The sequence below is a fragment of the Arthrobacter sp. ATA002 genome, from assembly GCF_026898095.1.
Classification (GTDB): Bacteria; Actinomycetota; Actinomycetes; order Actinomycetales; family Micrococcaceae; genus Arthrobacter_B.
This window is the reverse complement of sequence record NZ_CP114015.1, coordinates 1,010,227-1,034,441: the sequence shown is the minus strand read 5'-3', so window position 1 is coordinate 1,034,441 and position 24,215 is coordinate 1,010,227. Positions and strand designations below refer to the sequence as shown.

Here is a 24,215-nt window from a genome sequence, read left to right as displayed (position 1 = left end):
CCGCCCGCGGCACCGCAGGCATTGCAGTTATCTTGCCCGTCCGCGCAGCAAACCGCGCAGTGACCGCGCCACCAGCCCCAGGACCAGGAGCACCGCTGCGCCCAGGAGGAAAGGAACAGTCCAGGCCTGCAGGCTGGCTGCGGCTTCGACGGAAAAAGCGGCGGCGAAGGTTTCGGCCACGGCGCTGCCGTACGCCGGCCGTTCGGCGAGCGCGGGAAGGCTCCCGGCGCCGATCCACAGCAGCCCGCCGGCGAGCAGTGCGCCGAGGCCCAGCCAGGCCAGGGCGGCAGTCCGGCTCCGGGCCACCAGGAGTGACAGCACGGCCGCGGCAGCCGCACCCAGTGCCAGATACGGCCAGGCGCCGCCCGCCCGCACCAACAGGTCCACGGCGTCGCGCCGGTCCGCTCCCGTCAGCGGAACGGGCGAGGATTCAGGCGCCGCCACCTCAATTCCGGTTTCACTGCCGACGGCGTTGGTCACCAGCCCCACCAAGGGCGCCACGTCCAGCGTGACTCCGCCGCCGCCGTCGAACGTCAGCGCGTGGGACCGGCTCAGCGTTTCCTCCCAGGCCTGCGGATACTCGGGCAGTGACTGCACGCCCTGTACGGCACCGGTAATTACCGGCTCCACGAACGGAGCGATGGCGGAAGGAACCTGCAGGCTGTCCGAGGCCTGTCTGCCAATTGCTTCAGAAAGGGTCTGCTGGAAGGCTGCGTCGGTTCCCAGCGGCTGTCCCAGCGCGGTGAACCCGCTGTCGGAGACCACGTTTTCCTCCAGCCACGCGGAGCAGAAGGCGGCAGCCGCCAGCAGGATGGCCACCAGGCCCAGAATCGCAGAACCGAATGCTCGCATGGATTGTTTCCCCGTTCCTCCGCCGAATGGCTCAGCTGGCCTGACGCCCGGTTTCCGAAAGCAGGCGGTCCCGGTTCGGAACGCGCGTTGTGGGCGGCACCTGATAGACATTAACTATGCAAGACCCCCTAGACCCTTCCGGCCCCGACGAATCCGCTCCCACGAGCCTTCCGAAGACTGCCGCGGAAACCACGCCCGAGAATCCGTGGCCCCTGCAGCTGTTGTCGAAGAACCTCAAGACCTACATCGACCGCGCCCCGGCCACCTGGGTTGAGGGGCAGGTTATTGAGCTGAACAAGCGCGCCAACGCCTCCTACATCACGCTGCGCGACGTCGATGCGGAGATCTCGCTCTCCCTGACCGTATGGAGCACGGTAATGAACCGGCTGGAGCTGCCCCTGGAGCGCGGCGCCCGGGTCGTGGCCCAGGTGAAGCCCGACTTCTGGGTCAAGACCGGACGGCTGTCCATGCAGACCCGCGACATCCGCCCGGTCGGCATCGGTGACCTGCTGGCCCGGATTGAACGCCTGCGGCAGTCCCTGGCGGCCGAAGGACTGTTCCGGGAGGACCGGAAGCTTCCCCTGCCGCTGCTGCCGGGTCGGATTGGGCTGATCACCGGCCGCAACTCCGACGCCATGAAGGATGTAATGCGCAACGCCGCGCTGCGCTGGCCGGCCGTAGCGTTCGAGGTGCGGGAAGTGGCAGTGCAGGGCGTCAACGCTGTCGCCGAGGTGTCCCGGGCCCTGGCCCAGCTTGACGCGATGCCCGAGGTCGACGTGATCGTGATTGCCCGCGGCGGCGGTTCCCTGGAGGACCTGCTGCCGTTCAGCCATGAGGACCTGGTCCGGGCCGTCGCCGCTGCGTCCACTCCTGTGGTCAGCGCCATCGGCCATGAGGCGGACCGGCCGCTGCTCGATGAGGTGGCTGACCTGCGCGCCTCCACCCCCACCGACGCCGCCAAGCGGATCGTTCCGGACGTGGGCGAGGAACTGCAACGCATCGCCGCCGCCCGGGCACAGCTTCGCCGCATCGTGGAGCTGACCGTGGGCCGGGAAGCGGAGCGGCTGCACCACATTCGTTCCCGCCCGGTGCTCGCGGCGCCGCAGACCCTGATCGACGGCCGGGCGCAGGACGTCGCGCGGCTGCGGGAACGCGCCCTGTCCTGCATGGTGTCGGAGGTTCGGCGCGACACCGACCGCATTTCCCACCTCCGGGCCCAGGTGCGTGCCCTGTCGCCGCAGAACACACTGGACCGCGGCTACGCCGTCGTGCAGCTGGCGGACGGAGCCGTGGTGCGCGATGCGGCGGCGGTTCCCGAAGCCGCCCGGCTGCGCATCCGCGTTGCCGCGGGTGAACTCGCCGCCACAGCAGCCGGCACGCAGGAGCCGCCAGCACATGCCTGAGTTTCCGCCCGCACCGACTACTGGGCTGTCCCCAGCCCCTGCGCACTCCTCCCCCGAACCGAAGGAAGCACCAGCAATGAATCCCGCAGCAAACGAAGCATCAGCAGTTCCGTCCGACATTGAGGCCATGAGCTACGAACAGGCCCGCGACGAACTCGTGTCGGTGGTCGGCCGGCTGGAAACCGGCGGCGCGTCCCTGGAGGAGTCCCTCGCCCTGTGGGAGCGCGGCGAACAGCTCGCCACCCGCTGCGAGTCGTGGCTCGAGGGCGCGCGCCGGCGCCTCGATGCGGCCCGGGAACAGGCAAGCACCGAGTAGTCCGCCCCGGTTACTGCTTGTAGGTGCTCAGGAACTCGGCCAGCCGGATCATGGCGTCTTCAATGTCCTCCACGTTGGGCAGGGTGACCATCCGGAAGTGGTCGGGGCGCACCCAGTTGAAGGCCGTTCCGACCGAGATCAGGATCTTCTGCTGCTTGAGCAGGTCCAGGGCGAACTGTTCGTCACTGGCAATCGGATAGACCTCCGGATCCAGCTTCGGAAACAGGTACAGGGCGCCCATGGACAGCTCGCAGCTGACCCCGGGAATGTCGTTGAGCATCTTGTGGGCCAGGTCGCGCTGGGCCTTGAGCCGGCCGCCGGGCAGAATCAGGTCGTTGATGCTCTGGTAGCCGCCCAGCGCGGTCTGGATGGCGTGCTGCGCCGGAACGTTGGCGCACAGCCGCATGTTGGCGAGCAGGTTGATGCCCTCGATGTAGTCCGCGGCCTCGTGCTTGGGTCCGGAAATCGCCATCCATCCGCTGCGGTAGCCGGCAATCCGGTAGGCCTTGGACAGTCCGCTGAACGTCAGGCAGAGGACATCCTCGCCGGCGATGGTCGCGGAGTTCACGTGGACGGCGTCGTCGTACAGGATCTTTTCGTAGATCTCATCCGAGAAAATGATCAGGCCGTGCTTCCGGGCGAGGTCCACAATGGCCCGCACAATGTGTTCCGGATACACCGCACCGGTGGGGTTGTTCGGGTTGATCAGCACGATGCCCTTGGTCCGGTCGGTGATCTTGGACTCAAGGTCCTCAACGTCGGGCCACCAGTGCTCGTTTTCGTCGCACAGGTAATGCACCGCCGTGCCGCCGGCCAGTGACACCGAAGCGGTCCACAGCGGATAGTCCGGCGCCGGCACGAGAATTTCGTCGCCGTTGTTCAGCAGCGCCTGCAGCGAGAGCGTGATCAGCTCGCTGACGCCGTTGCCCAGGTACACGTCGTCGACGTCGATGTTCTGGATTCCGCGGCCCTGGTAGTACTGGACGACGGCGGTGCGGGCGGAGAAAATGCCGCGCGAGTCACTGTATCCCTGGGCTTTGGGCAGATGCCGCATCATGTCCACGAGAATGGCTTCCGGCGCCTCGAAGCCGAAGGGCGCGGGGTTGCCGATGTTCAGCTTCAGGATCCGCTGGCCGGCCGCTTCCATGCGCTGGGCGTGCTCCAGCAGCGGCCCGCGGATGTCGTAGAGAACGTTGTGGAGCTTGTGCGACTGCTTGAATTCTGCCATTCCAACATGGTGCCACAGACCGGGGACCCCTTTCCCATATGAAGCGGAAAGGGGTCCCCGGCGGTACCGGCAGGGTTATCCGGCCTCGACGAAGCCCTTCTCTTCCAGCCACATCCGGGCTGCCTCACTGGGGTCCAGTTTCTGGTCCCCGCTGACGGCCTGGTTCAGCTCGATCAGGTCCTCGGTGGTCAGCTGCGCCGACACCTGGTTCAGTACGTCCGTGGCTTCATCGGTCAGAGCTTCACCGGATGCCAGCGGAACCACCTGCTGGGCGGGCCAGTTCTGCTGCGGATCTTCCAGGACCACCAGGTCGTTTTCCTCGATGGCGGGAGTGGTGGTGTAGATGTCCGCCACCTGCACCTCGTCCTTCAGCAGGGCGTCGACCGTCAGCGGGCCTCCGCTGTCGCCGATGGGAGTGAATTCCTTGAAGACACAGCCGTACTTTTCCTCGAGCCCGGGCAGGCCCTGGGCCCGTTCGGCGAACTCCGCCGGGGCGGCCAGCGTGAGCTGGTCGCAGACCTCCGCGAGGTCCTCGATGCTCTCCAGCTGGTACTTCTCGGCCGTGGCCTGGGTGACCACCATGGCGTCCTTGTTCTCGGCGTCGGACGGTTCCAGGACGACCAGGCCCTCGGGCAGGGCCTCGGGCAGGGCCTCGACGATTTCGCCGGCGTCCACCAGTTCGGTGTCCGGGTCCACGCCCACGAGCAGCGCCCCCGTGTACTCCGGAATGAGGTTGATGGAGCCGTCCTCCAGCGCGGGAAGATAGACCTCCCGTGAGCCGATGTTCAGCTTGGTTTCCGCCTCAATGCCGGCACCGTTGAGCGCTCCGGCATAGATTTCGGCGAGGGTGCTGGATTCGGGGAAGTCGGCCGAACCGACCACGATGGTTTCCGCGGCACCGGCGGCGGCCGATTCCGAGGGTTCCTCCGAAGCCAGCGGGTCGCCGCCTCCGCCGCCGCTGCAGCCGGCCAGCGCCAGGGCAAGGGTGAAGCCGCCGGCCAGGGCCGGCAGGCCCTTCCGCCGGAAGTTCCGGCGCGTGTGCTGCATCATTGTTTTCCTCCTTGTGATCCGGCGGCGGCAGTTCCGCCGCCGGTCGGTATGGGTGCGTTGCCGGCAGCGGCAGCCGCCGGGGACGTGTACCGGCCCTGAAGGCCGGGTGATATGAGCAGGCGTGCCGCCAGCGCCAGCACGCCGTCGACGGCGAGCGCCAGCACGGCGATGATGACCGCACCGCCAAAGACCCGGCCGTAGTCGCCCAGGGCCAGCCCGTCGATGAGGTAGCGTCCCAGCCCGCCGAGGTTGATGACGGCCACCACGGCAGCAGTGGCAATCACCTGCAGGGTGGCGCCGCGCAGACCGCCGAACATGACTTTCAGCCCGTTGGGCACCTCCACCCGGAAAAGGATCTGCAGCTCGGTCATGCCCATGCTGCGGGCCGAATCCACGATGCTGCGGTCCACCGCGGCAATTCCGGAATACGTGCCGGCCAGCAGCGGCGGAACGGCCAGCAGGACCAGCGACCAGATGGGCGGCATCAGGCCCAGCCCCGCCAGCAGGACGAAGAGGGTCAGCATGCCCAGGGTGGGCAGTGCGCGCAGCAGGCCCGTCACGGCGACGACGGCCACCTGCCCGCGGCCGGTGTGGCCAATGAACAGGCCCAGCGGAACGGCGAGCGCGACGGCGATCAGCAGGGTCAGCCCGGTGTACTGCAGGTGTTCCAGGCTGCGCATCGGGATGCCGGCCGCCCCGGTCCAGTTGGCCGGGTCGGTGAGCCATTCCCAGCCCTGGCCCAGGGCGTTGGTGCTCGTGTATTCGGTCCGGGGAATAGTCACGGTCATGGCCTAGGCACCCTTCAAAGCGGCATCCGGTGCCACAGCCGCAGTTCCTGCCGGTGCCGGTCCGCCGCGCCCGGAGCCGGTGCCGGCACCGCTGCGGCCGGCCGGTTTACCCTGTCCGGTCCCGCCCGGGACACGGCCGGCGCGTCCCGCGCGCAGCCACGGCGTCAGGGCCCGCTGCAGCAGCACGAACACCAGGTCCATCAGGAAGGCCAGGACCAGCGTGGCGACGATGCCGACGACGATCTCGGTGACGAAGTAGCGGCGCAGCCCGTCCCGGAAGAAGAAACCCAGGTTTTCCACCCCGATCAGTGCTCCCACGCTGACCATGGAGATGTTACTGACGGACACCACCCGCAGCCCGGCAATCAGGACCGGAACCGACAGCGGCAGGTCCACGGTCAGGAACCGGCGCAGCGGTTGGTACCCCATGGCGACGGCGGCCTGCCGGACGCCGTCGTCCACGGAGTCGAAGGCGTCAACGGCCACGCGCAGCATCAGGGCAACGGCATAGATTGTCAGGGCAATGATGATGTTGCTGATGTCGAGGATCCGCGTTCCCAGGATGGCGGGCAGGGTCACGAAGAGCGCAAGGGACGGGATGGTGTACAGCAGCGAACCGGTGGCCAGCACCGCGCCGCGCAGCCGCCGGTTGCCGCGGATCACGGCCGCCAGCGGAACAGCGATGACGACGCCGAGCACCAGCGGCACGATCGACTGGAACAGGTGAAGTCCGGTCAGCCGGAACACCTGGTCGGTGTGGGAAAGGAACCATTCCATGTCAGCCCCGGCTCCGCTGCAGCCTAGCCTGCTCGATCAGCGCCAGCACCTCATCGGGGCGCACTGCACCGATCACCCGCAGATCGGCGTCGACCACCACCCCGAGCCCCGCCGGAGAGGACAGGGCGGCATCGAGCGCCTTGCGCAGGTTCCCGCCCTCGCGGTACAGCGATCCGCCGGGCACCAGCCGGTCCGCGGACGTAATGGCTGCCCTGTCCCCTGCCGGCACCCATCCCAGCGGCCGGCCGCCGTCGTCCACTGCCAGGGCCCAGTTCCCGGCCACGGCGACCGAGGGATCCGCCAGCCGCTCCGGATCCAGCAGCTGGACCGGATGCACCGGAACGTCTTGGCCCGCCTGGAAGGACAGGTGCCGGAAACCCCGGTCCCGGCCCACGAAGCCGGCAACGAAGTCATCGACGGGAGCGCGCAGGATTTCCTCGGGGGCGGCATACTGCGCCAGCCGTCCGCCCACGGCGAATACTGCGACTTTGTCACCCAGGACCGTCGCTTCGTCAATGTCGTGGGTCACGAAGACGATGGTCTTGGCCAGGTCCCGCTGCAGGCGCAGCAGCTCGTCCTGCAGCTCGGTGCGGACCACCGGGTCAACCGCGCTGAAAGGTTCGTCCATGAGCAGCACCGGCGGATCGGCGGCGAGCGCGCGGGCCACGCCCACACGCTGCTGCTGGCCGCCGGACAGCTGGGCCGGGTAACGACCGCCCAGCGCGGAAGCCAGGCCGACGACGTCGAGCAGTTCCGCCGCCCGGGCCCGTGCCCTGGCCCTGGACTGGCCAAGCAGCCGGGGAACAGTGGCCACGTTGTCCAGCACCGTGCGGTGCGGCATGAGGCCCGAGGACTGCATCACGTATCCCATGGACCGCCGCAGCTCCGGCGCCCGGACCTTGCCCACATCCGTGCCGTCGACGGTGATGGATCCGGAGGTGGGCTCGACCATGCGGTTGATCATGCGCAGCGACGTGGTCTTTCCGCAGCCGGACGGGCCCACAAAAACGGTGACTTCACCGCGGGCGATATCCATGCTCAGTCCGTCCACGGCCGGAGCCGCGGACCCGGCGAAGGACTTGGTGACGCCGCGGAAACTGATCATCGGCTCGGCGGTCGGCTGGGCGGGTTCCGGCGGGGTCATGGAGATGCCTTCCGTTGGAGTCATGGGGGGTCCTGCGGAGCTGGTGTCCTGCCGTGAGTTCAAACGGTAGGACACCGGCTGGTGCTAGTCCAGTTGTTCATTCGGAACGGCGGCGTTCCGGATGGCCAGCTTCAGCCCCACCTGCACCAGCGGTGCGGGGCCGAGTTCGGCGATCCGGTCCAGGGCCACCCACTCCGCGCGGTCAGTGCTGCCGCCGAGTTCATGGGCCAGCACCCCGAGGTGACCCGGGCACGGTAAATGATCCGCAGTGCGTGCAGGAGCCGGCGTTCCCCGCCGGGAAACCGGTGTTCGGGCGGAATGAAGATGCTGTCCACGCCCAGCAGTTCCCCGGCTTCGACGGTAAAGCCGGTTTCCTCCCGCACTTCGCGCACGACGGCGGCCGGAGCATCTTCGCGCGCTTCCAGGCCTCCCCCGGGCAGGGTCCAGCTGGAGTAGCCGTGGTCGTTCCAGTGCGCGAGCAGGATGCTGCCGTCCCGGATGATCACCGCATAGGCACCCACTCGGACGTCGAAGTCTTCAGCCACGCAGTCCGTCTCCCGCCGCCAGGTAGCCGGCACCGTGGACCGGGTCCCGGCGCAGGAAACGGATATCCGTCAACCCGGCCCGCTCCAGGTCCTGTTTCAGCCGGTCCTGCAGCAGCGGCTGGTGCATGGCGAGGCCCCCGCCGACCACCACGGGGCCCGGGATGCCGAGGAGGCGGGCAGTGTCGGCGGCGAGGCCGGCCAGGTGGCGTGAGGCCGCTGCGATAATTTCGGCGGCGGCACTGCTCCCCTGCAGGGCGGCATCGAACACGACGCCGGCTTTGGACGCCCAGTAGCGCCGTCCGGCTTCGGGGGAATGGAAGAGGGAGATGAACTGGACCGGTCCGGTTACGGAACACGCCCGCATTAGGGACTCGGCCAGGGCATCCGGGTCCCTGCCCAGGTTGAAGTTCCGCAGGGTGTGGCGGACCCCTTCCCGCGCCATCCAGTAGCCGCTGCCCTCATCGCCCAGCAGGTGCCCCCATCCCCCGCAGCGGGCTTCCCGGCCGTCCGGGCCCAGCCCCCAGGCCACCGATCCGGTGCCGGCAATCACGGCAATTCCGTGCGGGCTTTCTCCCGCGGCCAGGATCAGGCGGGTGTCGTGGATGACGTCCACTGCCGCGCCCGGTACAGGGGGCGATCAGCGCGCGGAGGGCGGCGGCGTCTTCGGCGGTGTCGATGCCGCCGGATCCGGCAATCACGCGGTCCACCGGGCCGGCGTTCAATGCCGTGAAGATCTCGGCGAGGTTTGCCGCGGCCGTCTCGACGGCAACATTTTGGACGTTGGCGCTGCCGGACACCGCTTCGCCGGCGGGAACACCGCCGCGCAGGAGCAGCCCGTGGGTCTTGGTGCCGCCGATGTCGAGCCCGATGACGCTGCTGCCGGAGCCGGCGGAAGTCGCTTCGCGGGGAATGTCCATTGCACCAGCCTACTTTCCGCGGCGGCCGCTGGGTACGCCCGGCGTCCCCGTGCCGTCAGGCGCGTCCGTGCCGTCAGGCGCGTCCGTGCCGTCAGGCGCGCCCGGCGCGGAGGGCCCGCACCAGTGCATAGATACACAGCGCGGCACAGCAGCAGGCAATGGCCGCGGAGAACCACGCCACCGCCGTGGGCAGGCCCCAGGCAGCGCCCGCGGCGTCCAGCCCCAGCACCGGAATGGCGCTGCCCAGGTAGGTGATCACGTACACCGTGCTGATGATTTGGGCGTGCTGCGCCGCTTCCACCTTCGCGGCCACGTCGTTGAAGACGGCACGGAAGGCCATTCCCTGGCCGAAACCGGCTGCCAGCGAAGCGGCCACCAGGAGGGGAACGCTCTCCTGGGCGCCCGCGGCCGGAATTAGGGCGACGCCGGCGCCCATCAGGGCCAGCCCCGCTGGGACGACCAGCCGGCCGCGGATTCCGGTGAGCTGGCTGACGGCCGACGCCGCGAGCGCCAGCGCCGCAAGCAGGCCGACGACCGGGCGGGATGCCGTGCCGGCAATGCCGGCAAAGTAGGTGGGGGCCAGCGACAAGTAGAAGCCGAAGACGGCGAAGCTGAGGAAGCCGGTAACCGAGGCCATCCAGAACTGTGACCGGGCCTGGTGCGAGACAGCCAGACGGCGCGGCCGCAGTGCGGCGAAGGCCCTGCCCAGGGGCGGCACCGCGATGGCCGGACGTGCCTTAAGCATGCACAGCGGCACCAGCAGCCCGGCAAGCACCACGGAGTGGATGAGGAACGGCGTCAGGGTGGGGGCCGGCAGGAGGGACAGCAAACCGCCGATAACCGGACCGGCGGCAACGCCGCCGGCGGAGACCATCAGGGTGAAGCGGGTGGCCCATTCCGGCCGGTGCGGCAGCAGTTCGCGCAGCGCCGCTGAACTGGCACCGGTGGCCAGGGCCACCGACGCCCCCTGCAGCGCACGGCCCGCGATGAGCGCACCCATGCTGGTGGCGGTCCCGAACAGCACGCCGCCAAGGAGACTGACGACGCCGGCCAGCACCAGGGCAGCGCGGCGGCCAATGAAGTCGGACCAGTGCCCCACCAGCAGCAGTCCCGCGACCAGAACCATGACATACGCGGCAAAGGCTACGGTGACACCGAAGTGGGTCAGTTCCAGCCGCACCCCGAGCAGCGGATAGAGCGGAGTGGCAAGGTTTGCGCCGACCAGCAGAGTGGTCATGACCGCCAGGGTCAACAGCAGGCGCGGCCGGCGGGCAGCGTCCCATTCGCGGCGTCCGGCCGGCGCCGGCCGCATCCGCAGTTCGTTCAGGACTGTCACTGCGTGTCTATTACCCTTCTCGGTTCACCTCAGGTCATCCCTGTCTGCGGGACCCCGCTGCCGGACCCGCTCAGAGCTGGGGCGTCGGCAGGGCGGCAGTATCGAGATTCTTCGCTATATCCCCTATAGAATGGGGCCTGCCGGGTTTTATCGAGCACAAAATCTCCGGAAATTGACGGTTTCGATCAATATTCTCCGTTTTCCCTGAGAGGAGCTGCGCGCAATGGGCAATCTGGATGCCCTCGATCTGAAGCTGCTGCTGGAACTGGTACGGGACCCGCGGGCACAGATCGGCGACCTGAGCGAGAAGCTGGGCATCGCCCGAAACACCACCCAGAGCCACTTAAAGCATCTGGACCGGGCCGGCCTCATGCGTCCGGGCGGGAGGGACGTGGATTTGGCGCGCTTGGGGTATGACGTCCTGGCGTTCGTCACCATCGAGGTGTCGCACCGCGAATTGGACACGGTTATTGCCGGCCTGCGCACGATCGCCCAGATCCTGGAGGTTCATGAAATCTCCGGACATGGAGATGTCTGGTGCCGGCTGGCTGCCACCGACACGCAGCAGCTGCAGCATGCCCTGCGCTCGGTGCTCCGCATCAAGGGCGTAATCCGCACCGAAACGGTGCTGGCCCTGCATGAGCACATTCCTTACCGCAGCGAGCCGCTGCTGGAGAAACTGGTGCCGCCCGCGTAGCCGCCCGTTCAGCTGCGGCCGCGGGCCGCAGCCAGGAGTTCCTCCGCAACGCTCAGCGTCCGCAGCGCAGCGTCCGGGCCGCGGCCCGAAGTTCCGGCCACCAGGGTGAGGGCTACCCCGGCGGCACGGCAGTACAGCGCCGCCGCGCCGGTACTGCGGGTGAAGACACGGGCGCAGCGGATGGCAGCGGCCTGCAGTGCCCCGTTCCCGGGTGCCTGCGCCGCAAGAACGCTCAGATGCCCCAGGAAGCAGGCCAGATCATCCACCCGGTGTCCCGGCCCCAGCGCGTCCACGTCCAGCAGTCCGGTGAGCCGCAGTTCAGGGCTGTTGCCGGCCAGCAGGTTGCCGCCGTGGAAGTCACCGTGCGCGGGCACCAGCGGTCCCGGGTCGGTGGAGCGGACCATGCCGGCAACGCCCTGCGCACAGTGGAGAATGCGTTCCGCACCGGCCGGCAGGGCGACTGCTGCGCCGGCGCCGTAGTCGAGAATGCGTTCGGACCAGGCGGCTTTGCGCGGCAGCGCCAGAGCCGCGGGCGGCAGCCGGTCCAGGAGCGCAGTCAGAGCACCGGGGTCCCAGTCCGTACCGGCCTGCAGCAGCCCGCGGTGCAGGGACTGCCCCGGCAGGGAACCCAGAACCAGCACCCCGTCTGCCGCTGGCCCTGCAGCGGACACCGTTTCCAGCAGCGGCGGAACCGGCAGTCCGGCGCCGCCCGCCAGCTGCAGCCGCCTCCGCAGTCCGGCGGCCAGCCGGGGCTGCGGCACCTTGAGGTAGGCGGATTCGCCCTGATAAGTGGCGCGGACGACGGCGCGCCGCAGGGGCCGGTAAGCCACCAGTGTCAATGCCGCGCGGGCATCGGCGGATCCTGCGCCGAATACTCCGCGGGCTACGGCCCCGGGGTCCGTCGCCCAGGGAAGGCCGGTCAGGACCGGGTCGCGCGGATGCACCCAGAGCCTGACGGGAATGCCGCCCACTTCGGACTTGACCGTCCCGCTCCCGGCGCCGGGCAGCCGCGCGGTTGTGGCACCCACGTGAAGGCGTATGGTCCGCGGCGCGGACCGTGAGGTGTCTGCCCGGGGAACTGCTTCCACCCGGTACAGGGCGCTAATTCCGGCACCGGGCCGGTGGTGGGACCGCACATGGATCCAGGAGAGCGGGGTGAGGCCCAGGGCCGGACTGCGGCTGCCAGCGGCTCCGCCATGCCGGGCCCCTCAAGCTGCGCCCTGGCCGCTGCTTCAGCGGTGCCGCGCACACCGGGCGGACTGACGTGCTCCATCCCGGCGGGCCGCTAGGCGCGGCGGCGCTGCAGGACGTCGTCCAGATTAATCTTGCCCGTCCGCGGAGCAGCGGCACCGGCCTCGGCGCTGTCGGCGGCCGGCGCACGCAGCGGGGTCCGTGCCGCCGGTTTGGGCGGCTCCGGAAGCACCAGCGGCTCCGGTGCGGGCCGCTGGGCCACCGGGGCCTCAACGTACACAGGTTTCGGAACCTCCACCGGCTCCCACGGAGTGGTGGAGGTTTTCGGCGGCCCGGCCGGCACTGCCTTGGCGGCAACTTCCAGGGCGGCGGTGCGCAGCTCCGCTGCCGTGAGCCTGCGGTCGGCCGCTCCGGGTGCCGTGGTGACGGTGGCGGGAACGGTCTCAGCTGCCGCCGGCACTGCGGAGCTTCCGGAATCGGCAGTACTCTGGGCGTCAAACAGGACGGTTTCCCGGACGGCCCGCGCGGGTTCCGGGGCGGGCGCCTGCAGGGCCAGCCCGGCAGGCCGGAGCTCAGCAGCCCGGAACTCAGCTGACCGGGGAGCGCCCATGGCTGCCCGGAAGGCTGCATCCACCCGGCGCCGGCGGTCCCGGACGGCGAGGGCGCGCAGCGACGCTGTTGCAGCGGCCACTGCTGCGAGCGACCCTGCCGGGACCCACCAGGACGCAGCACCGAAGACTGCCAGCGGCAAACCGATGACGGCGGCGGCAAGAGCCAGCGCTCCCGCGAGGGCCAGCGCGGTGCGGCCATAGTGAATCCGGAACTCCGGCCGGCGGCCCCGGACCGGTCCCGCTGCACCGGTGTCCGGTGCCGAAGTTCCCGTGGAGCCGTTGGAGGAAGCGGAGGTGGTGTACATAGTGTTTCCCTGTGAGGACAGACCATCGGCGGAGATGGATGAACGGATGACTGTTGACGGGGAAGCTGGCACACCGGCGGCCGTCGCCGGAGACAGGCCTGAACGGCGGAAGACGTAAGGAGCAACCCACAGCAGCCACAGACCGACAGTGACGGCCAGGATCAGGGAGCTGTTGAGAGGGAAGTCCACATCTACGACGTTATGAGCTAATACACACGGCGGCGCGCATTACCGCAGGGCGTGTCGGCATCCGGGCCAAAAATTCCTGGCACGGCGCGTTACTGCCGTGACAGCCAGCGGTTCAGCAGGCCTTCGGGAACGTCCTCCGTGGTCAGGGCAAAGCTCCGGTGGTCCGTCCACCGGCCGCCAATGTGCAGGTAGCGCTCCCGGAGGCCCTCATCGCGGAACCCCAGCTTCTCGACCACCCGCAGGCTCGCAGCATTCTCCGGCCGGATGTTGATTTCCATCCGGTGCAGCCCCAGGACACGGAAGCAGTGGTCGGTGGCCAGAGCCACCGCCGTCGGCGCTATCCCGCGGCCGGCCCGCGCCTCATCCACCCAGTATCCGAGCGTCGCCATGCGGGCGGACCCCCACACAATCGTGGAGACGGTCAGCTGTCCGGTAAGAGCCGGCGGAGTGCGCAGCCCGCCGCGGCGTTCGGTGATGACGAACGGCAGCGCCGTGTCCTGCCGCGCCTGCTGGTTGAGGCTGCGCACCATGGCGGCGAACGACGGCAGTTCGGCGCCGGGCAGGGGGTTGCTAGCTTCCCACGGGGCCATCCAGTTGGCATTGCGCATGCGGAGGGCGGTCCATTCGCGCCGGTCGCCGTGACGGATGGGCCGCAGGCCCAGGTCGCCGCATTCCAGCGTTACCGGCCAAATGGCCGACCCCCACACGGCACTAGCTCTCGAGGGTTCCGGTGAAGTCCTTGAGCCATTCGCGCAGGTCCGGGCCCAGGTCCTCGCGCTCGGACGCCAGGGTCACCACGGCCTTCAGGTAGCTGAGCTTGTCACCGGTGTCGTAGCGGCGGCCGCGGAAGACGACACCGTACACGCCGGCACCTTCGCCCTCCTCCTGCGCGGCCAGTGTCTGCAGCGCATCGGTGAGCTGGATTTCGCCGCCGCGGCCGGGACCGGTTTCCTCCAGCACGCCGAACACTGCCGGGTGCAGCACGTAGCGGCCGATCACGGCCAGGTTGGACGGTGCCTCGTCCACTGACGGCTTTTCCACCAGCTTGTTGACGCGGACGTAGTCCTCGCCCTCGATAACGGAGATGTCGGCGCAGCCGTAGGAGCTAATCTGCCCGGGCTCCACCTCGATCAGGGCGATCACCGAACCGCCGGTCTTGGCCTGGACCTCGACCATTTGCTTGAGCAGTTCATCCCGGGCATCGATCAGGTCATCGCCCAGCAGGACGGCGAAGGGCTCGTCCCCCACGTGGAGCTTGGCGCGCAGCACCGCATGCCCAAGCCCCTTGGGGTCGCCCTGGCGCAGGTAGTGGATTTCACCCAGCTCTGAGGCGGCCCGCACCATGGCGAGCCGTTCCAGGTCGCCCTTGTCTTCCAGTGTCTTTTCAATAAACGGCACGCGGTCGAAGTGGTCTTCGAGCGAACGCTTGTTGCGGCCCGTAATCATCAAAATGTCGGACATACCGGAGTTAACGGCTTCTTCCACCACATATTGGATGGCGGGCTTATCCACCACAGGCAGCATTTCCTTGGGCATGGCCTTGGTGGCCGGCAGGAAACGCGTCCCCAGTCCGGCGGCGGGAATAACGGCTTTGGTTACGGTGGCGCGTGAAGTCATGTCCGTAAGAGTACATAGGCGCAGCCCGTTTGCACCAAATATCCGCCTATTGCCACACGGCATTTGGATCAATTGCCGGCACACTCTTTGCGACAATGGATATATGACGGACTCAGCGGGCCCCGCATCGAAGGAACTGCTCCGGAAGCAGTACCGCCGGCTGCGCCGGGAGCTGCCGCCCGGTGCCCCGCTGGCCGCCGGCGTATCCCTGGCCGCACACGCGCTGGCCGCCATGCCAGATCTGGTTCCGCCCGGCAGCACCGTGGCAGCGTATTTGTCCGCCGGCGCCGAACCCGGCACTGCCCCGCTGCTGGCGGGCCTGCACCTGCGGCGATACGACGTCGTTGTTCCAGTCTGCCAACCGGACCGGACCCTTCTGTGGTGCCGGTGGAGTCCCGGCATCCCGCTGGTGCCCGGGATGTTCCCGTCGGTGCCCGAGCCCGCCGGCCCGCGGGTAACGGCCGCGGACCTTCCCGGGCTCAGCCTCGTCCTGGTGCCGGCGCTGGCCGTGGACCGGGCCGGGGTGCGGATGGGCAAGGGCGGTGGCTACTATGACCGGTTCCTCTCCGAACTCCGGGCGTCGGGAAATGCTGCTCCCGCCGTGGGCGTCGTTTACGACCACGAATTCGCCCCTGCCGGCCGGTGGCAGGCCGACGTCTTCGACCAGCCGATGGACGCAGTCCTGACCCCTTCCGCCTGGACCGGACTGCCGCAGCACCCGGTGTATAGTTAGCACTCAAGGCCACCGAGTGCCAGCTGCCGTTTTTCGACGGGCCAGCGGGGCCAGGGACCTGACATCTTGGTTTTCAGGAGGAGTAAGTAACAGTGCCTACGTATGCCTATGCCTGCAAAGACTGCGGTTCCGCTTTCGACATCCAGCAGTCCTTCACCGATGACACCCTCACCGTATGCCCGTCGTGCAGTGGAAACCTGCGCAAGAAGTTCAACAGCGTAGGCGTGGTGTTCAAGGGATCCGGGTTCTACCGCACCGATTCCCGCGAGGCCAAGAGCACCGTGCCCGCGGCGCCGGCCAAGTCCGAGACCTCATCCGGCGCTGCTGCAGCAGCCAAGTCCCCCGCCGCTGCCGCCAGCGGGGCGCAGTCCTCCGGCACCTCTGCGTCCGCCGGCTCGGCATCCGGCGGGTCGACGGCGGGGTCAGGCTCTTCAGCCGGATAGTTCCTCCCCAGCGGCGGACCGTACCGCTCCGAACCGGCGCCTATCCACCGGCTGCGGATGGAGGCGGCGCCGGTGTTCCCGGGCACCTAGCCTCGGGAGCATGCTTTTCTTTCAACCCCGCGCAACGGCCGCGGCGGTGCTCCGGGTACGCGGCTGCGGCGTTTCATCCTGCGCCGGCGGCGCCTGATCGCAGCCCTGCTGTGCTGCGCCGCCGCCGGAACCGCCGTCCAGGCGCTGCTTCCACCGGACCCGGGCACGGTCATGCTGGTAGTCGCGGCAGGTGATCTGCCGGCGGGTGCACTGCTCAGTGCCGGAGACCTGCGCACCGTTGCGCTGGCTGCGGCCGCCGTTCCGCCCGGCTCATTTTCTCATCCTGCCCAGCTCCCGGGGCGGCGGTTGGCTACTCCGCTGCGGGAGGGCAGCCCGCTGATGCAGACCTCGCTGGTTGGGACCGGGCTTCTCACCGAGCTCCGCCGGGTTCCGTTGCCGTTTCCGTGCGGCCTGCTGATCCTGCCATCGTCGCGCTGATGTCACCCGGCCAGCTCGTGGACGTCTTCCTGGGTAGCGCCGGGGCAGACCAGGGAACCGGCGGCCCCGCCGCAGTACTCGCTTCTGATGCGCCGATCCTGTGGACCGCCGGCGACGGCGGCGATTCCTGGCCCGGCGCCGACGAAAACAGCGCTGTGGTGGTGCTGGCAGCCGCTGCCGGGGAAGCGGCTGCGCTGGCCGAAGCCTCCGGGTCCGGACGAATTCATCTCGTCCTCACCGGAGGCTAGGACCGCTTTCAGTCCCAGTGCGGCGGACGCTGTTCGAGCAGCCAGGAATCGCGGTCCTCCTCGTCGGGCCCGCCACCCCACACCCGTGGATCGTCCTCCGGAGCCCTAACCTTCAACACCGGGGGCTCCGCGGGCGTCCCGGCCGGCGAATTCTTCGCCGGGACCGGGGTGGCGCTCCCGCCGCTGGCCCTGCGGTGCGGTTGACGGACGCTCACGGGCGGCGCGTCTCAGCGTCGGGGGCCTGCGGTCCGGCTTCCCGGTCGGCAGTTACGGTTCCGCGTTCCCGAATTCGGCTGCTGCCATGGGGAACGACGCTCCGGCTGCCCCTTCGGGCCATCGAACCCCGGACTGCAGCGGCGGAGCGGGCGGCCTGCTCCTCGCCGTCCTTCGCCGCCGGCAGGTTCAGGTAACGTCCCACCAGATCAGCACAGGCGGAGGGGTCGCTGAACACTTCGATGGTCCACAGCGGCATGTACCGCCAGCCCAGCCGCTCCAGAAGCTGCGGCCGCAGCCGGCTGCGCTCCCGGACGCTCATGGTGCGGTACCGCTCCGTGCCGTCGGATTCGATCGCCATGGGCACCGCCGGCTCACTCTCGGTGCTGCTGCGCTCCACCGTGGCCACAATGTCGATTGCGCCCTGGTAGTGGTCCCAGACCTTCGCTCCGCGGGCCCGCAGCCGGTTCACCAGGTCAGCGACCAGCGGATCCTCGTCCATGATTCCGCCGGCGGTGCCGTCGGTACCTGCGGAACTGCTGAAGGTAATCCCCTCATCGATGCGCCGGACGGCGCCGGCGGCTGTCGGAGCCAGTTCCCGGCTTATGAGGTCGTAGAAGTCGAGGGCACCGTAACCGAGCCGCGACTTGTCCAGGTCCTCCGGCCGGAAGCAGGTCAGGACATGCAGCCTGCTGCGGGCGCGGGTCATGGCGGTCAGGAACTTGCCCCGGCCGTCCGGGGCGGAGAGGGAGCCGAAGGTATGCAGGGCCCGTCCGTGCGGGGTTCGGCCAAAGCCGAGCGAGAAAATCACGCAGTCCCGCACCAGTCCGGCGGCCCGGTCCACCGGCACCACGCGGAAGGACTCCTTGCCCGGCGTGAAGAAGTCCGATGCCCAGGGGAAGTTGGCCATCTGCACCCGGATGGCTTCAGCGACGCGGACGGCGTGCCGCGGGCTGGCGGTGAGAACTGCCAGCGACTGATGCGGCCGGCGGCGGATGTGTTCGAAGACCAGGTCCACCACCCGGTTGACCTCGGCTGCCACGCTTTCCACGCCCTCATGATCGGCGCTGGGCATACCCGTTCCGTCCGCGAGGTACTCAACGACCAGCGGCCGCTCCTCCGACGACACGTCGGTGCCGCGCGGCACCGACGTGAGCCGGTCCTCGTAGAAGCTCCGGCTCAGTTGCTGCAGCAGGCCGCGGTCGGTTCCGCGGTAGACCGTGGAGAGGGTGCGTGTCGGCAGGACCTGGGAAAGGGCCTCGAATGCGCTGACGAGGTCATGCTGCTCCCCCGCCGGCCGCGCGGGCTCGACCCCAATGGTGAAGGGCCGGGGTCCACCCAGCTGGCCGTCGCCGAAGGCAACCACCTGCGCGGCCCGGGCCAGCGCCGGTACCGCGGACTGCAGGGAGGTCGACTCGGCGTCCAGCACAATGACGGTGTCAAAACTCCGGTCTCCGGGCAGCACCATGGGCAGGACCAGGGGGCTCGCGGTCCACACCGGCAGCAGCGCGGAAACCAGTTCCTTCGGCTGGCTGCACAAACTGTGCAGGGTCAGCGGCCCATTCTTGATGGCGTCCCGCAGCGTCGCGGCGTCCGGGGCCGAAGCCTTCACTCCCCGCCGCCAGCGGTCCGCCAGGGCAAACCGCACCCGCGAGCTGCCGGAGGCAATGTGGGCGTTATCAGCCAGCCGGTATTCGGCCTCCAGCCGGCGCAGGCTGTCGCCGTCGCTCATCGCCAGGTAGTCGTCGCCGCTGATCATCGCTTCGAGGGCGGACTGCCACCAGGCCAGCTCCAGCTCATACCCCACCTGCCGGGGCTGGACTTCCCTGGCTTCCAGGTCATCCAGCAGCTCACCCAGTCCCTGGCCGCGCATTTCGTCGAGCAGCAGGGTGCGCTCGGGCAGGGTCTCCAGGGTTTCCCGGTCCCCTGCGAGTGCATCGAGCTGTTTTTCCAGCTCATCGAGCGTCAGTTCCGCGAGGTTCGGCTTGGCGGGCGTGCCGTCAAGGATCGAGGTGAGGGTATCCAGCTGCTCCTTGACGGTGATGTAGGACCGGTTGATGTCCGCCAGGCCCGTGGCCACCGACGGGTGACGCTGAGTGGTGGCGTAGCGGGCCCAGGTGGCGCGCTGCCGCTGCACCTCGACGAGCGAGGAATGCAGGTCCGAAATATGCACGCCGGGCCGGATGTACTCCTTGGCTACGCGGCGGAGCCGGGAACGGGTCATCGAACTCATGTCCACGGCACGCTCCCGGCGCCAGGAGGAGGACGCCGTAGCGGAAATCAGGTCGCTGACCGGGCGGTCAAAGATGTCCGGAGTGAACTTATCGAGGCTTTCGCGCACGGCGACCAGCAGTTCCAGCTGCTCGCCCCACTGCGCAAAGGTCTCCCCCAAACGGATTTGGGAGTGCTCGGCAACGGCCTGGACCTTGGCCCGCAGCTCCGGCAGGTCCCGGGCCAGGCTTTGGGTCAGCTCGTAGGCCTCTTCGGTTTCCTTGCGGTTGAGCAGTTTGGCCCCGAACCAGGGGCTGGTGGTGGCCGCCCGGCTGAAGCTGCCCAGCTCCGCGGCGCGGCGCAGCCGGCCGGTCAGTTCGGTGCGGTCTGTAATGCTGTCAAGGACGCTGCGCTTGAGCCGGACGGTTGTCGCCGGTGCAGGCGTCATGGACGTGAGCTCGGCAAGGGACTGCATGGCCTGGTACGGCGAGCAACCCCAGCGGCGGCGAACGTTGTGCAGCGACTTAACATGGTCCCGCAGCTGGTGCCGGTTGGCGACGAGGACCTTATGCAGGCTCTCGAGATCCGGTGCGGCAGCCTTCTCATTCCGGACGATGGCCCGGACCAGCTGGTCCTTTAACTGCTGTTCCGTGATCCCGGCATTGAGCTGGAGCACGGCGGAACCCAGGTGCAGCGCGTCCAGCTCGGAAACAAACTGGTTGAGGGTGCCGCGGCGCTCGGCAACCACGAGGACCGATTTCCCGGCGTGGACCAGTGCGGCGGCGGCGTTGAGCGCGGTTTGCGTTTGTCCCGTGCCGGGCGGCGAAGAAACCACCAGTGACTGCCCGTCCAGGATCAGGTCCAGGACGTCCTGCTGCTCACGGTCGGCGTCCAGCACCAGGAGCTCGTCGGCCGGTGCGCGGTCGTCAAGCGCCGGAAGGCCCGGATCCTTGGCGGCGGGAGCGGCGGTGCCCTTGCCCCGTGCCGCGTCCATCAGTCCCTGCAGGATCGGATGCGCCGGATCCAGGGCACTGTCTTCGGAAAGATCGGACAGGTCGGCGAAGGTGGAGACCAGGAGCCGGTGCTCGATGTTGATCCCGCGGACCCCTTCAGTGATGGCCCGCAGTTTTTCCAGCACCGGATGGGGGTCAAAGCGTGCAGTCCCGTATGCCAGCCGGGCCAGGGACTCCACATCGAGGTCCAGCCCCTGTTCGTGCTGCAGGTGCCGCACGAAGGCCGGGTTGAGGGCGGCCTTGTCGGTCAGCTGGAGTTCGTAGTCATCCTGGGAAGGATGGACGGTCAGCGACACCGGCGTCAGCAGGACCGGCGCAGTCAGCGATTCCGGGCGGACGGCGTCGTCGTCCGCGTAGCGCCATGCGGCGGTCCCGGCGGCGAGATAGCCGACGTCGATCCCGCGGTCGGTGCCCAGTTCATAGATCTTGGCGCGAAGGAGGCGTCCGGCCTTCATGGCTGCCCCGTACTGCTCCGAGTCGCGCAGCAGCGTGGACAGCCGGGTTCGGCGGCCGGCGAGCAGCTGGGCGAGGCCGGAGGGATGCGCATGGGTCAAATCGATGCTGTTGGAGGCGGACGCGGTGAAATGCAGCAGCGTGTCCGATCCGGCATGCTGTCCCAGTTGTCCCAGCCAGGGCAGCAGGAAGTCCGAGGCGTTGTCCCCGGGATTCTGCTCAGACACTGATGCCCTCTTTTCTGCACTTCCGCGCGGCGTTCTTGACCAAATTGGCATACCTTCCAAACTATCGCTTCCTGCCGGGTTTGCCCGGCAAGCAACGCGGGGGACAGCCTGGTTAGGCTGTCCCCCGCGGTTAATCTACTCCCACTCGATGGTTCCCGGCGGCTTGGACGTAACGTCCAGGACCACTCGGTTGATTCCGTCGACTTCGTTGGTGATGCGGTTGGAAATGCGCGCCAGCAGGTCATACGGCAGGCGTGACCAGTCAGCGGTCATGGCGTCCTCGCTTGAAACCGGACGCAGCACGATCGGATGCCCGTAGGTCCGGCCGTCACCCTGGACACCAACACTGCGGACATCGGCCAGCAGGACCACCGGCATCTGCCACACGTCGTTGTCCAGGCCGGCTGCGGTCAGCTCGGCGCGGGCGATGGCGTCGGCCCGGCGCAGCAGGTCCAGGCGTTCCTGGGTGACTTCACCGATGATGCGGATGCCCAGGCCGGGGCCGGGGAACGGCTGGCGTCCGACGATTTCGGCCGGGAGACCCAGCTCGGCGCCCACGGCACGGACTTCGTCCTTGAACAGGGCCCGCAGCGGTTCGACGAGCTCAAACTTCAGGTCCTCGGGGAGCCCGCCCACGTTGTGGTGGCTTTTGATGTTGGCTGCCCCTTCGCCGCCGCCGGACTCGACGACGTCCGGGTACAGGGTGCCCTGGACCAGGAAGCGGATGGGCTCGCCGGCTGCGGCAGCTTCCGCCATGATGGCGCGCTCGGCCTCTTCGAAGGCGCGGATGAATTCGCGGCCGATGATCTTGCGTTTCGTTTCGGGGTCGGTAACCCCGGCCAGGGCGTCAAGGAAGCGCTTCTGCTCGTTCGCAACGTAAAGGTTGACGCCGGTGGACGCCACGAAGTCGCGCTCCACCTGTTCTGCTTCGCCCTCGCGCAGCAGTCCGTGGTCCACGAAAACGCAGGTCAGCTGGTCGCCGACGGCGCGCTGCACCAGGGCAGCGGCGACGGCGGAATCGACGCCGCCGGACAGGCCGCAGATCACGCGGGATTTGCCGACCTGGGCGCGGATGCGCTCCACCTGTTCCTCGACAATGTTGCCGGTGGTCCAGCTGCGGTCAAGCCGCGCGCCCTTGAAGAGGAAGTTCTCCAGCACCGACTGGCCGTGGGCCGAGTGCTTGACCTCAGGGTGCCACTGGACGCCGTACAGACGCTTTTCTTCATTCGCGAACGCGGCAACGGGAGCGCCTGCGGTCGTGGCCAGGACATCGAATCCGGGAGGCGCCTCCTGGACACTGTCGCCGTGGCTCATCCAGGTGTTCTGCTGTTCCGGGGTGCCTTCGAGGATGGAGCGGGCGCCGCCCACAACGGTGGCGTCGGTCGACCCGTATTCACGCAGGCCGGTCTTGGCGACCGTGCCGCCCAGGGCGTTGGCCATTGCCTGGAATCCGTAGCAGATGCCCAGGACCGGAACGCCTGCTTCGAACAGGCCCTCGCTGACGGCGGGGGCGCCTTCCGCGTACACACTGGAGGGTCCGCCGGAAAGAATGATGGCTGCCGGGTTCTTCGCCATGATCTGTTCCGTGCTGTAGGTGTGGGGAACCACCTCGGAATAAACATCTGCATCGCGCACCCGGCGGGCAATGAGCTGGGCGTATTGGGCGCCGAAGTCCACAACGAGGACAGGGCGCTCTTCAATGGGAGGGGTCGCGGAATTAGTCACGGTTCAAGGATAGTCGCCGGAGCATCCGTGCCGCACATCGGTATTTCGGAACGGCCAGCCCCGGCACGGTTCCGCCCCGGGTTCAGGGCCGCTCCTGAACCCCGGGGCAGCGGCGGCAGTACGCCTAGTACCGCTTAACCGCCTCCGGATGGGCGGCGAGTTCAGCCACGACCTGCTTGTGCGTCCGGCCTTCGACAATGAACGAGAGGAAGGGCACACAGCCGCCAAGCGCGATCAGGAGAAATTTCGAGAACGGCCAGCGCATCAGCCGCCACAGCTGGAAGTCCGACAACAGGTACGCCACGTAGACCCATCCATGCACAATCAGCACCATGACCGACACGTTGAAGTCCCCGATGTAGATTTCAGTCCCGAAACCGTACTTCACGATCATCTGCACCACGAGGGCGAGCAGGAGCGTACCGGTGAAGTAGGACAGGACCTTGTAGAACTTCAGTGCCGAACGGATCTGGGCGTGGGTACCGCCGAACCGCCGCTTCTTCCGGCGGGGCTTCTTTGTTGCTGCGGGGGCCTCGGTTGGAGCCTGTGCTCTATCGCTCACTGCTGTACCTCACTGTTGGGGACCGGCCGGCCGGCCTGCGGGCCGTCGCTGCCGTTGTTGGTGTCATCGTCGTCGTCGTAATCGTCGTCGTAGTAGTACTCGTCGTCGTCCTCGTCTTCGAGGGAACGGGCGTGTGCGTCGGCGACCAGACGCCACCACAGGAACACGGAGAACCCGGCGAAAACAACCCACTCGATGGCGTAGAAAACGTTCATCCAGTTCACCGACGTTTCCTGCGGCTGGGCCTGGATGTCCACGACCCGCATGTTCCCGGTGTCGGCGGCTTCACCGTTCACGGTGATCTCATCGGCGGTAACGAAGGCGGAATAGCCCGGGGTGTCCCAGACATTAATCAGCTCCGAACTGGCCAGGCTGGGCAGGATGCCGTCCTCGACCGGCTGCGCAATGGGCGCTTCCGGAGGCAGCAGGCGGCCGACGACGGCGGACTCTCCCGCGGGCGCGGGAACCGCGTCTTCGGTCTCGGCGACCCAGCCGCGGACGACGGGCATCACGGCGTCGTCGGGGGCTCCGTCGACGGCGAAGGCAGTGACGACCCAGTAACCCTGCTCACCGTCGTAGAGCCGGTTTTCGACCAGCACAGTGTCCTCGGTGCGGAAGGACCCGGTCATCGAGACCATCTGGTCTGCGGTTGTTCCAAGCAGTTCGATGCCGGGGGTAAAGACCTCGGTGAGCGGCCGCACGGTTTCGGTGCGGTCCGTCGACGGCGGAAGATCGCTTTCCGCAGTGGAAAACTGCCACTGGCTCAGGACGACAAAGACCGTGGAGATCGCGAGGGCAAGGAGCAGCGCGGCGATCCAGCGGGGTTGCAGGGCAGTTTTCAGCACGCCTTAACCGTACTTCGTACCCGTGTAGAAAACCCAATGTCTGCCCGG

At 68.2% G+C, this 24,215-nt stretch carries 25 protein-coding genes; 7 read left to right on the top strand and 18 right to left on the bottom strand.

The genetic code is table 11. The features are described from left to right. Nucleotides 1–27: 27 nt before the first annotated feature. Nucleotides 28–852 carry a hypothetical protein gene (locus OL239_RS05270; RefSeq protein ID WP_268911011.1) on the bottom strand — a complete coding sequence of 275 codons (825 nt, stop codon included), beginning with the start codon at nt 850–852 and terminating at the stop codon, nt 28–30. A 116-nt stretch (nt 853–968) separates the two neighbouring features. Between OL239_RS05270 and xseA the strand changes: the two genes are divergently transcribed. Both xseA and OL239_RS05260 read left to right on the top strand, forming a co-directional pair. Next, nucleotides 969–2,255: an exodeoxyribonuclease VII large subunit gene (xseA, locus tag OL239_RS05265; protein ID WP_268911010.1), complete on the top strand. Its 1,287-nt coding sequence runs from the start codon at nt 969–971 to the stop codon at nt 2,253–2,255. Nucleotides 2,256–2,331: 76 nt separating this feature from the next. Then, nucleotides 2,332–2,571: an exodeoxyribonuclease VII small subunit gene (locus OL239_RS05260; protein WP_268911009.1), complete on the top strand. Its 240-nt coding sequence runs from the start codon at nt 2,332–2,334 to the stop codon at nt 2,569–2,571. Between the two features lie 10 nt (nt 2,572–2,581). On the opposite strand, the gene OL239_RS05255 is transcribed toward OL239_RS05260, so the two are convergent. From OL239_RS05255 to OL239_RS05215, 9 genes are all read right to left on the bottom strand, one after another. Next, nucleotides 2,582–3,799 carry a pyridoxal phosphate-dependent aminotransferase gene (locus OL239_RS05255; protein WP_268911008.1) on the bottom strand — a complete coding sequence of 406 codons (1,218 nt, stop codon included), beginning with the start codon at nt 3,797–3,799 and terminating at the stop codon, nt 2,582–2,584. Between the two features lie 75 nt (nt 3,800–3,874). Beyond that, nucleotides 3,875–4,849: an ABC transporter substrate-binding protein gene (locus tag OL239_RS05250; protein WP_442864222.1), complete on the bottom strand. Its 975-nt coding sequence runs from the start codon at nt 4,847–4,849 to the stop codon at nt 3,875–3,877. Then, nucleotides 4,846–5,637, bottom strand: a complete 792-nt coding sequence (locus OL239_RS05245) for an ABC transporter permease (RefSeq protein WP_268911007.1) — start codon at nt 5,635–5,637, stop codon at nt 4,846–4,848. The genes OL239_RS05250 and OL239_RS05245 overlap by 4 nt, the downstream gene beginning before the upstream one ends. Nucleotides 5,638–5,640: 3 nt before the next feature. Further along, a complete protein-coding gene (locus tag OL239_RS05240; protein WP_268911006.1) occupies nt 5,641–6,414 on the bottom strand; it encodes an ABC transporter permease in 774 nt (257 codons plus the stop codon). Nucleotide 6,415: 1 nt separating this feature from the next. Beyond that, nucleotides 6,416–7,519, bottom strand: coding sequence for an ABC transporter ATP-binding protein (locus tag OL239_RS05235; RefSeq protein WP_268911670.1), 1,104 nt, complete (start codon nt 7,517–7,519; stop codon nt 6,416–6,418). Between the two features lie 170 nt (nt 7,520–7,689). Further along, complete coding sequence (locus tag OL239_RS05230) at nt 7,690–8,103, bottom strand: NUDIX domain-containing protein (protein ID WP_268911005.1); 414 nt, start codon at nt 8,101–8,103, stop codon at nt 7,690–7,692. Continuing rightward, on the bottom strand, nt 8,096–8,653 hold the full coding sequence (locus tag OL239_RS05225) for an N-acetylglucosamine kinase (protein ID WP_268911004.1): 558 nt from the start codon (nt 8,651–8,653) through the stop codon (nt 8,096–8,098). The genes OL239_RS05230 and OL239_RS05225 overlap by 8 nt, the downstream gene beginning before the upstream one ends. Further along, nucleotides 8,562–9,020: a hypothetical protein gene (locus OL239_RS05220; RefSeq protein WP_268911003.1), complete on the bottom strand. Its 459-nt coding sequence runs from the start codon at nt 9,018–9,020 to the stop codon at nt 8,562–8,564. Before OL239_RS05220 ends, OL239_RS05225 begins: the two co-directional genes overlap by 92 nt. Nucleotides 9,021–9,111: 91 nt before the next feature. After that, nucleotides 9,112–10,356 carry an MFS transporter gene (locus OL239_RS05215; protein WP_268911002.1) on the bottom strand — a complete coding sequence of 415 codons (1,245 nt, stop codon included), beginning with the start codon at nt 10,354–10,356 and terminating at the stop codon, nt 9,112–9,114. 223 nt (nt 10,357–10,579) lie between these two features. Between OL239_RS05215 and OL239_RS05210 the strand changes: the two genes are divergently transcribed. After that, on the top strand, nt 10,580–11,053 hold the full coding sequence (locus tag OL239_RS05210) for an Lrp/AsnC family transcriptional regulator (protein WP_268911001.1): 474 nt from the start codon (nt 10,580–10,582) through the stop codon (nt 11,051–11,053). 8 nt (nt 11,054–11,061) lie between these two features. Here OL239_RS05210 and OL239_RS05205 read toward each other — a convergent pair whose 3' ends face one another. The 4 genes from OL239_RS05205 to galU form a co-directional block, all read right to left on the bottom strand. Continuing rightward, the gene (locus tag OL239_RS05205) at nt 11,062–12,081 is read right to left on the bottom strand and encodes an aminoglycoside phosphotransferase family protein (RefSeq protein WP_268911000.1); all 1,020 of its coding nucleotides are present in this window, start codon (nt 12,079–12,081) and stop codon (nt 11,062–11,064) included. Between the two features lie 257 nt (nt 12,082–12,338). Continuing rightward, on the bottom strand, nt 12,339–13,349 hold the full coding sequence (locus OL239_RS05200; RefSeq protein WP_268910999.1) for a hypothetical protein: 1,011 nt from the start codon (nt 13,347–13,349) through the stop codon (nt 12,339–12,341). Nucleotides 13,350–13,438: 89 nt separating this feature from the next. Continuing rightward, on the bottom strand, nt 13,439–14,056 hold the full coding sequence (locus OL239_RS05195) for a GNAT family N-acetyltransferase (RefSeq protein WP_268910998.1): 618 nt from the start codon (nt 14,054–14,056) through the stop codon (nt 13,439–13,441). A 4-nt stretch (nt 14,057–14,060) separates the two neighbouring features. Continuing rightward, entirely contained in the window at nt 14,061–14,966 is a 906-nt protein-coding gene (gene galU / locus OL239_RS05190) for a UTP--glucose-1-phosphate uridylyltransferase GalU (protein WP_268910997.1), read from the bottom strand. A 103-nt stretch (nt 14,967–15,069) separates the two neighbouring features. Between galU and OL239_RS05185 the strand changes: the two genes are divergently transcribed. The 4 genes from OL239_RS05185 (at nt 15,070) to OL239_RS05170 (ending at nt 16,918) form a co-directional block, all read left to right on the top strand. Then, entirely contained in the window at nt 15,070–15,699 is a 630-nt protein-coding gene (locus OL239_RS05185) for a 5-formyltetrahydrofolate cyclo-ligase (RefSeq protein ID WP_268910996.1), read from the top strand. 92 nt (nt 15,700–15,791) lie between these two features. Then, complete coding sequence (locus OL239_RS05180; RefSeq protein ID WP_268910995.1) at nt 15,792–16,142, top strand: FmdB family zinc ribbon protein; 351 nt, start codon at nt 15,792–15,794, stop codon at nt 16,140–16,142. A 261-nt stretch (nt 16,143–16,403) separates the two neighbouring features. Continuing rightward, nucleotides 16,404–16,670, top strand: a complete 267-nt coding sequence (locus OL239_RS05175; protein ID WP_268910994.1) for an SAF domain-containing protein — start codon at nt 16,404–16,406, stop codon at nt 16,668–16,670. Beyond that, the gene (locus OL239_RS05170) at nt 16,637–16,918 is read left to right on the top strand and encodes an RcpC/CpaB family pilus assembly protein (protein ID WP_268910993.1); all 282 of its coding nucleotides are present in this window, start codon (nt 16,637–16,639) and stop codon (nt 16,916–16,918) included. Before OL239_RS05175 ends, OL239_RS05170 begins: the two co-directional genes overlap by 34 nt. Nucleotides 16,919–17,129: 211 nt before the next feature. Here the strand turns inward: OL239_RS05170 and OL239_RS05165 are convergent, their stop codons facing one another. From OL239_RS05165 to OL239_RS05150, 4 genes are all read right to left on the bottom strand, one after another. Then, nucleotides 17,130–21,035, bottom strand: coding sequence for a DUF4011 domain-containing protein (locus tag OL239_RS05165; protein ID WP_329609351.1), 3,906 nt, complete (start codon nt 21,033–21,035; stop codon nt 17,130–17,132). A 135-nt stretch (nt 21,036–21,170) separates the two neighbouring features. Next, nucleotides 21,171–22,760, bottom strand: a complete 1,590-nt coding sequence (gene guaA / locus OL239_RS05160; protein ID WP_268910991.1) for a glutamine-hydrolyzing GMP synthase — start codon at nt 22,758–22,760, stop codon at nt 21,171–21,173. A 124-nt stretch (nt 22,761–22,884) separates the two neighbouring features. Continuing rightward, on the bottom strand, nt 22,885–23,322 hold the full coding sequence (locus tag OL239_RS05155) for a DUF3817 domain-containing protein (protein WP_268910990.1): 438 nt from the start codon (nt 23,320–23,322) through the stop codon (nt 22,885–22,887). Continuing rightward, nucleotides 23,319–24,167 (bottom strand): SURF1 family protein, encoded by an 849-nt coding sequence (locus OL239_RS05150; RefSeq protein WP_268910989.1) that lies wholly within the window; start codon nt 24,165–24,167, stop codon nt 23,319–23,321. The genes OL239_RS05155 and OL239_RS05150 overlap by 4 nt, the downstream gene beginning before the upstream one ends. Nucleotides 24,168–24,215 lie beyond the last annotated feature (48 nt).

What these genes read in the sequence shown, in the direction of transcription:
- OL239_RS05185 (WP_268910996.1), top strand. Translation starts at nt 15,070, where the DNA reads ATGACGGACTCAGCGGGCCCCGCATCGAAGGAACTGCTCCGGAAGCAG.
- OL239_RS05270 (WP_268911011.1), bottom strand. Translation starts at nt 852, where the DNA reads ATGCGAGCATTCGGTTCTGCGATTCTGGGCCTGGTGGCCATCCTGCTG.
- OL239_RS05235 (WP_268911670.1), bottom strand. Translation starts at nt 7,519, where the DNA reads ATGATCAGTTTCCGCGGCGTCACCAAGTCCTTCGCCGGGTCCGCGGCT.
- xseA (WP_268911010.1), top strand. Translation starts at nt 969, where the DNA reads ATGCAAGACCCCCTAGACCCTTCCGGCCCCGACGAATCCGCTCCCACG.
- OL239_RS05175 (WP_268910994.1), top strand. Translation starts at nt 16,404, where the DNA reads ATGCTGGTAGTCGCGGCAGGTGATCTGCCGGCGGGTGCACTGCTCAGT.
- OL239_RS05250 (WP_442864222.1), bottom strand. Translation starts at nt 4,849, where the DNA reads ATGATGCAGCACACGCGCCGGAACTTCCGGCGGAAGGGCCTGCCGGCC.
- galU (WP_268910997.1), bottom strand. Translation starts at nt 14,966, where the DNA reads ATGACTTCACGCGCCACCGTAACCAAAGCCGTTATTCCCGCCGCCGGA.
- OL239_RS05240 (WP_268911006.1), bottom strand. Translation starts at nt 6,414, where the DNA reads ATGGAATGGTTCCTTTCCCACACCGACCAGGTGTTCCGGCTGACCGGA.
- OL239_RS05260 (WP_268911009.1), top strand. Translation starts at nt 2,332, where the DNA reads ATGAATCCCGCAGCAAACGAAGCATCAGCAGTTCCGTCCGACATTGAG.
- OL239_RS05210 (WP_268911001.1), top strand. Translation starts at nt 10,580, where the DNA reads ATGGGCAATCTGGATGCCCTCGATCTGAAGCTGCTGCTGGAACTGGTA.
- OL239_RS05255 (WP_268911008.1), bottom strand. Translation starts at nt 3,799, where the DNA reads ATGGCAGAATTCAAGCAGTCGCACAAGCTCCACAACGTTCTCTACGAC.
- OL239_RS05245 (WP_268911007.1), bottom strand. Translation starts at nt 5,637, where the DNA reads ATGACCGTGACTATTCCCCGGACCGAATACACGAGCACCAACGCCCTG.
- OL239_RS05220 (WP_268911003.1), bottom strand. Translation starts at nt 9,020, where the DNA reads ATGGACATTCCCCGCGAAGCGACTTCCGCCGGCTCCGGCAGCAGCGTC.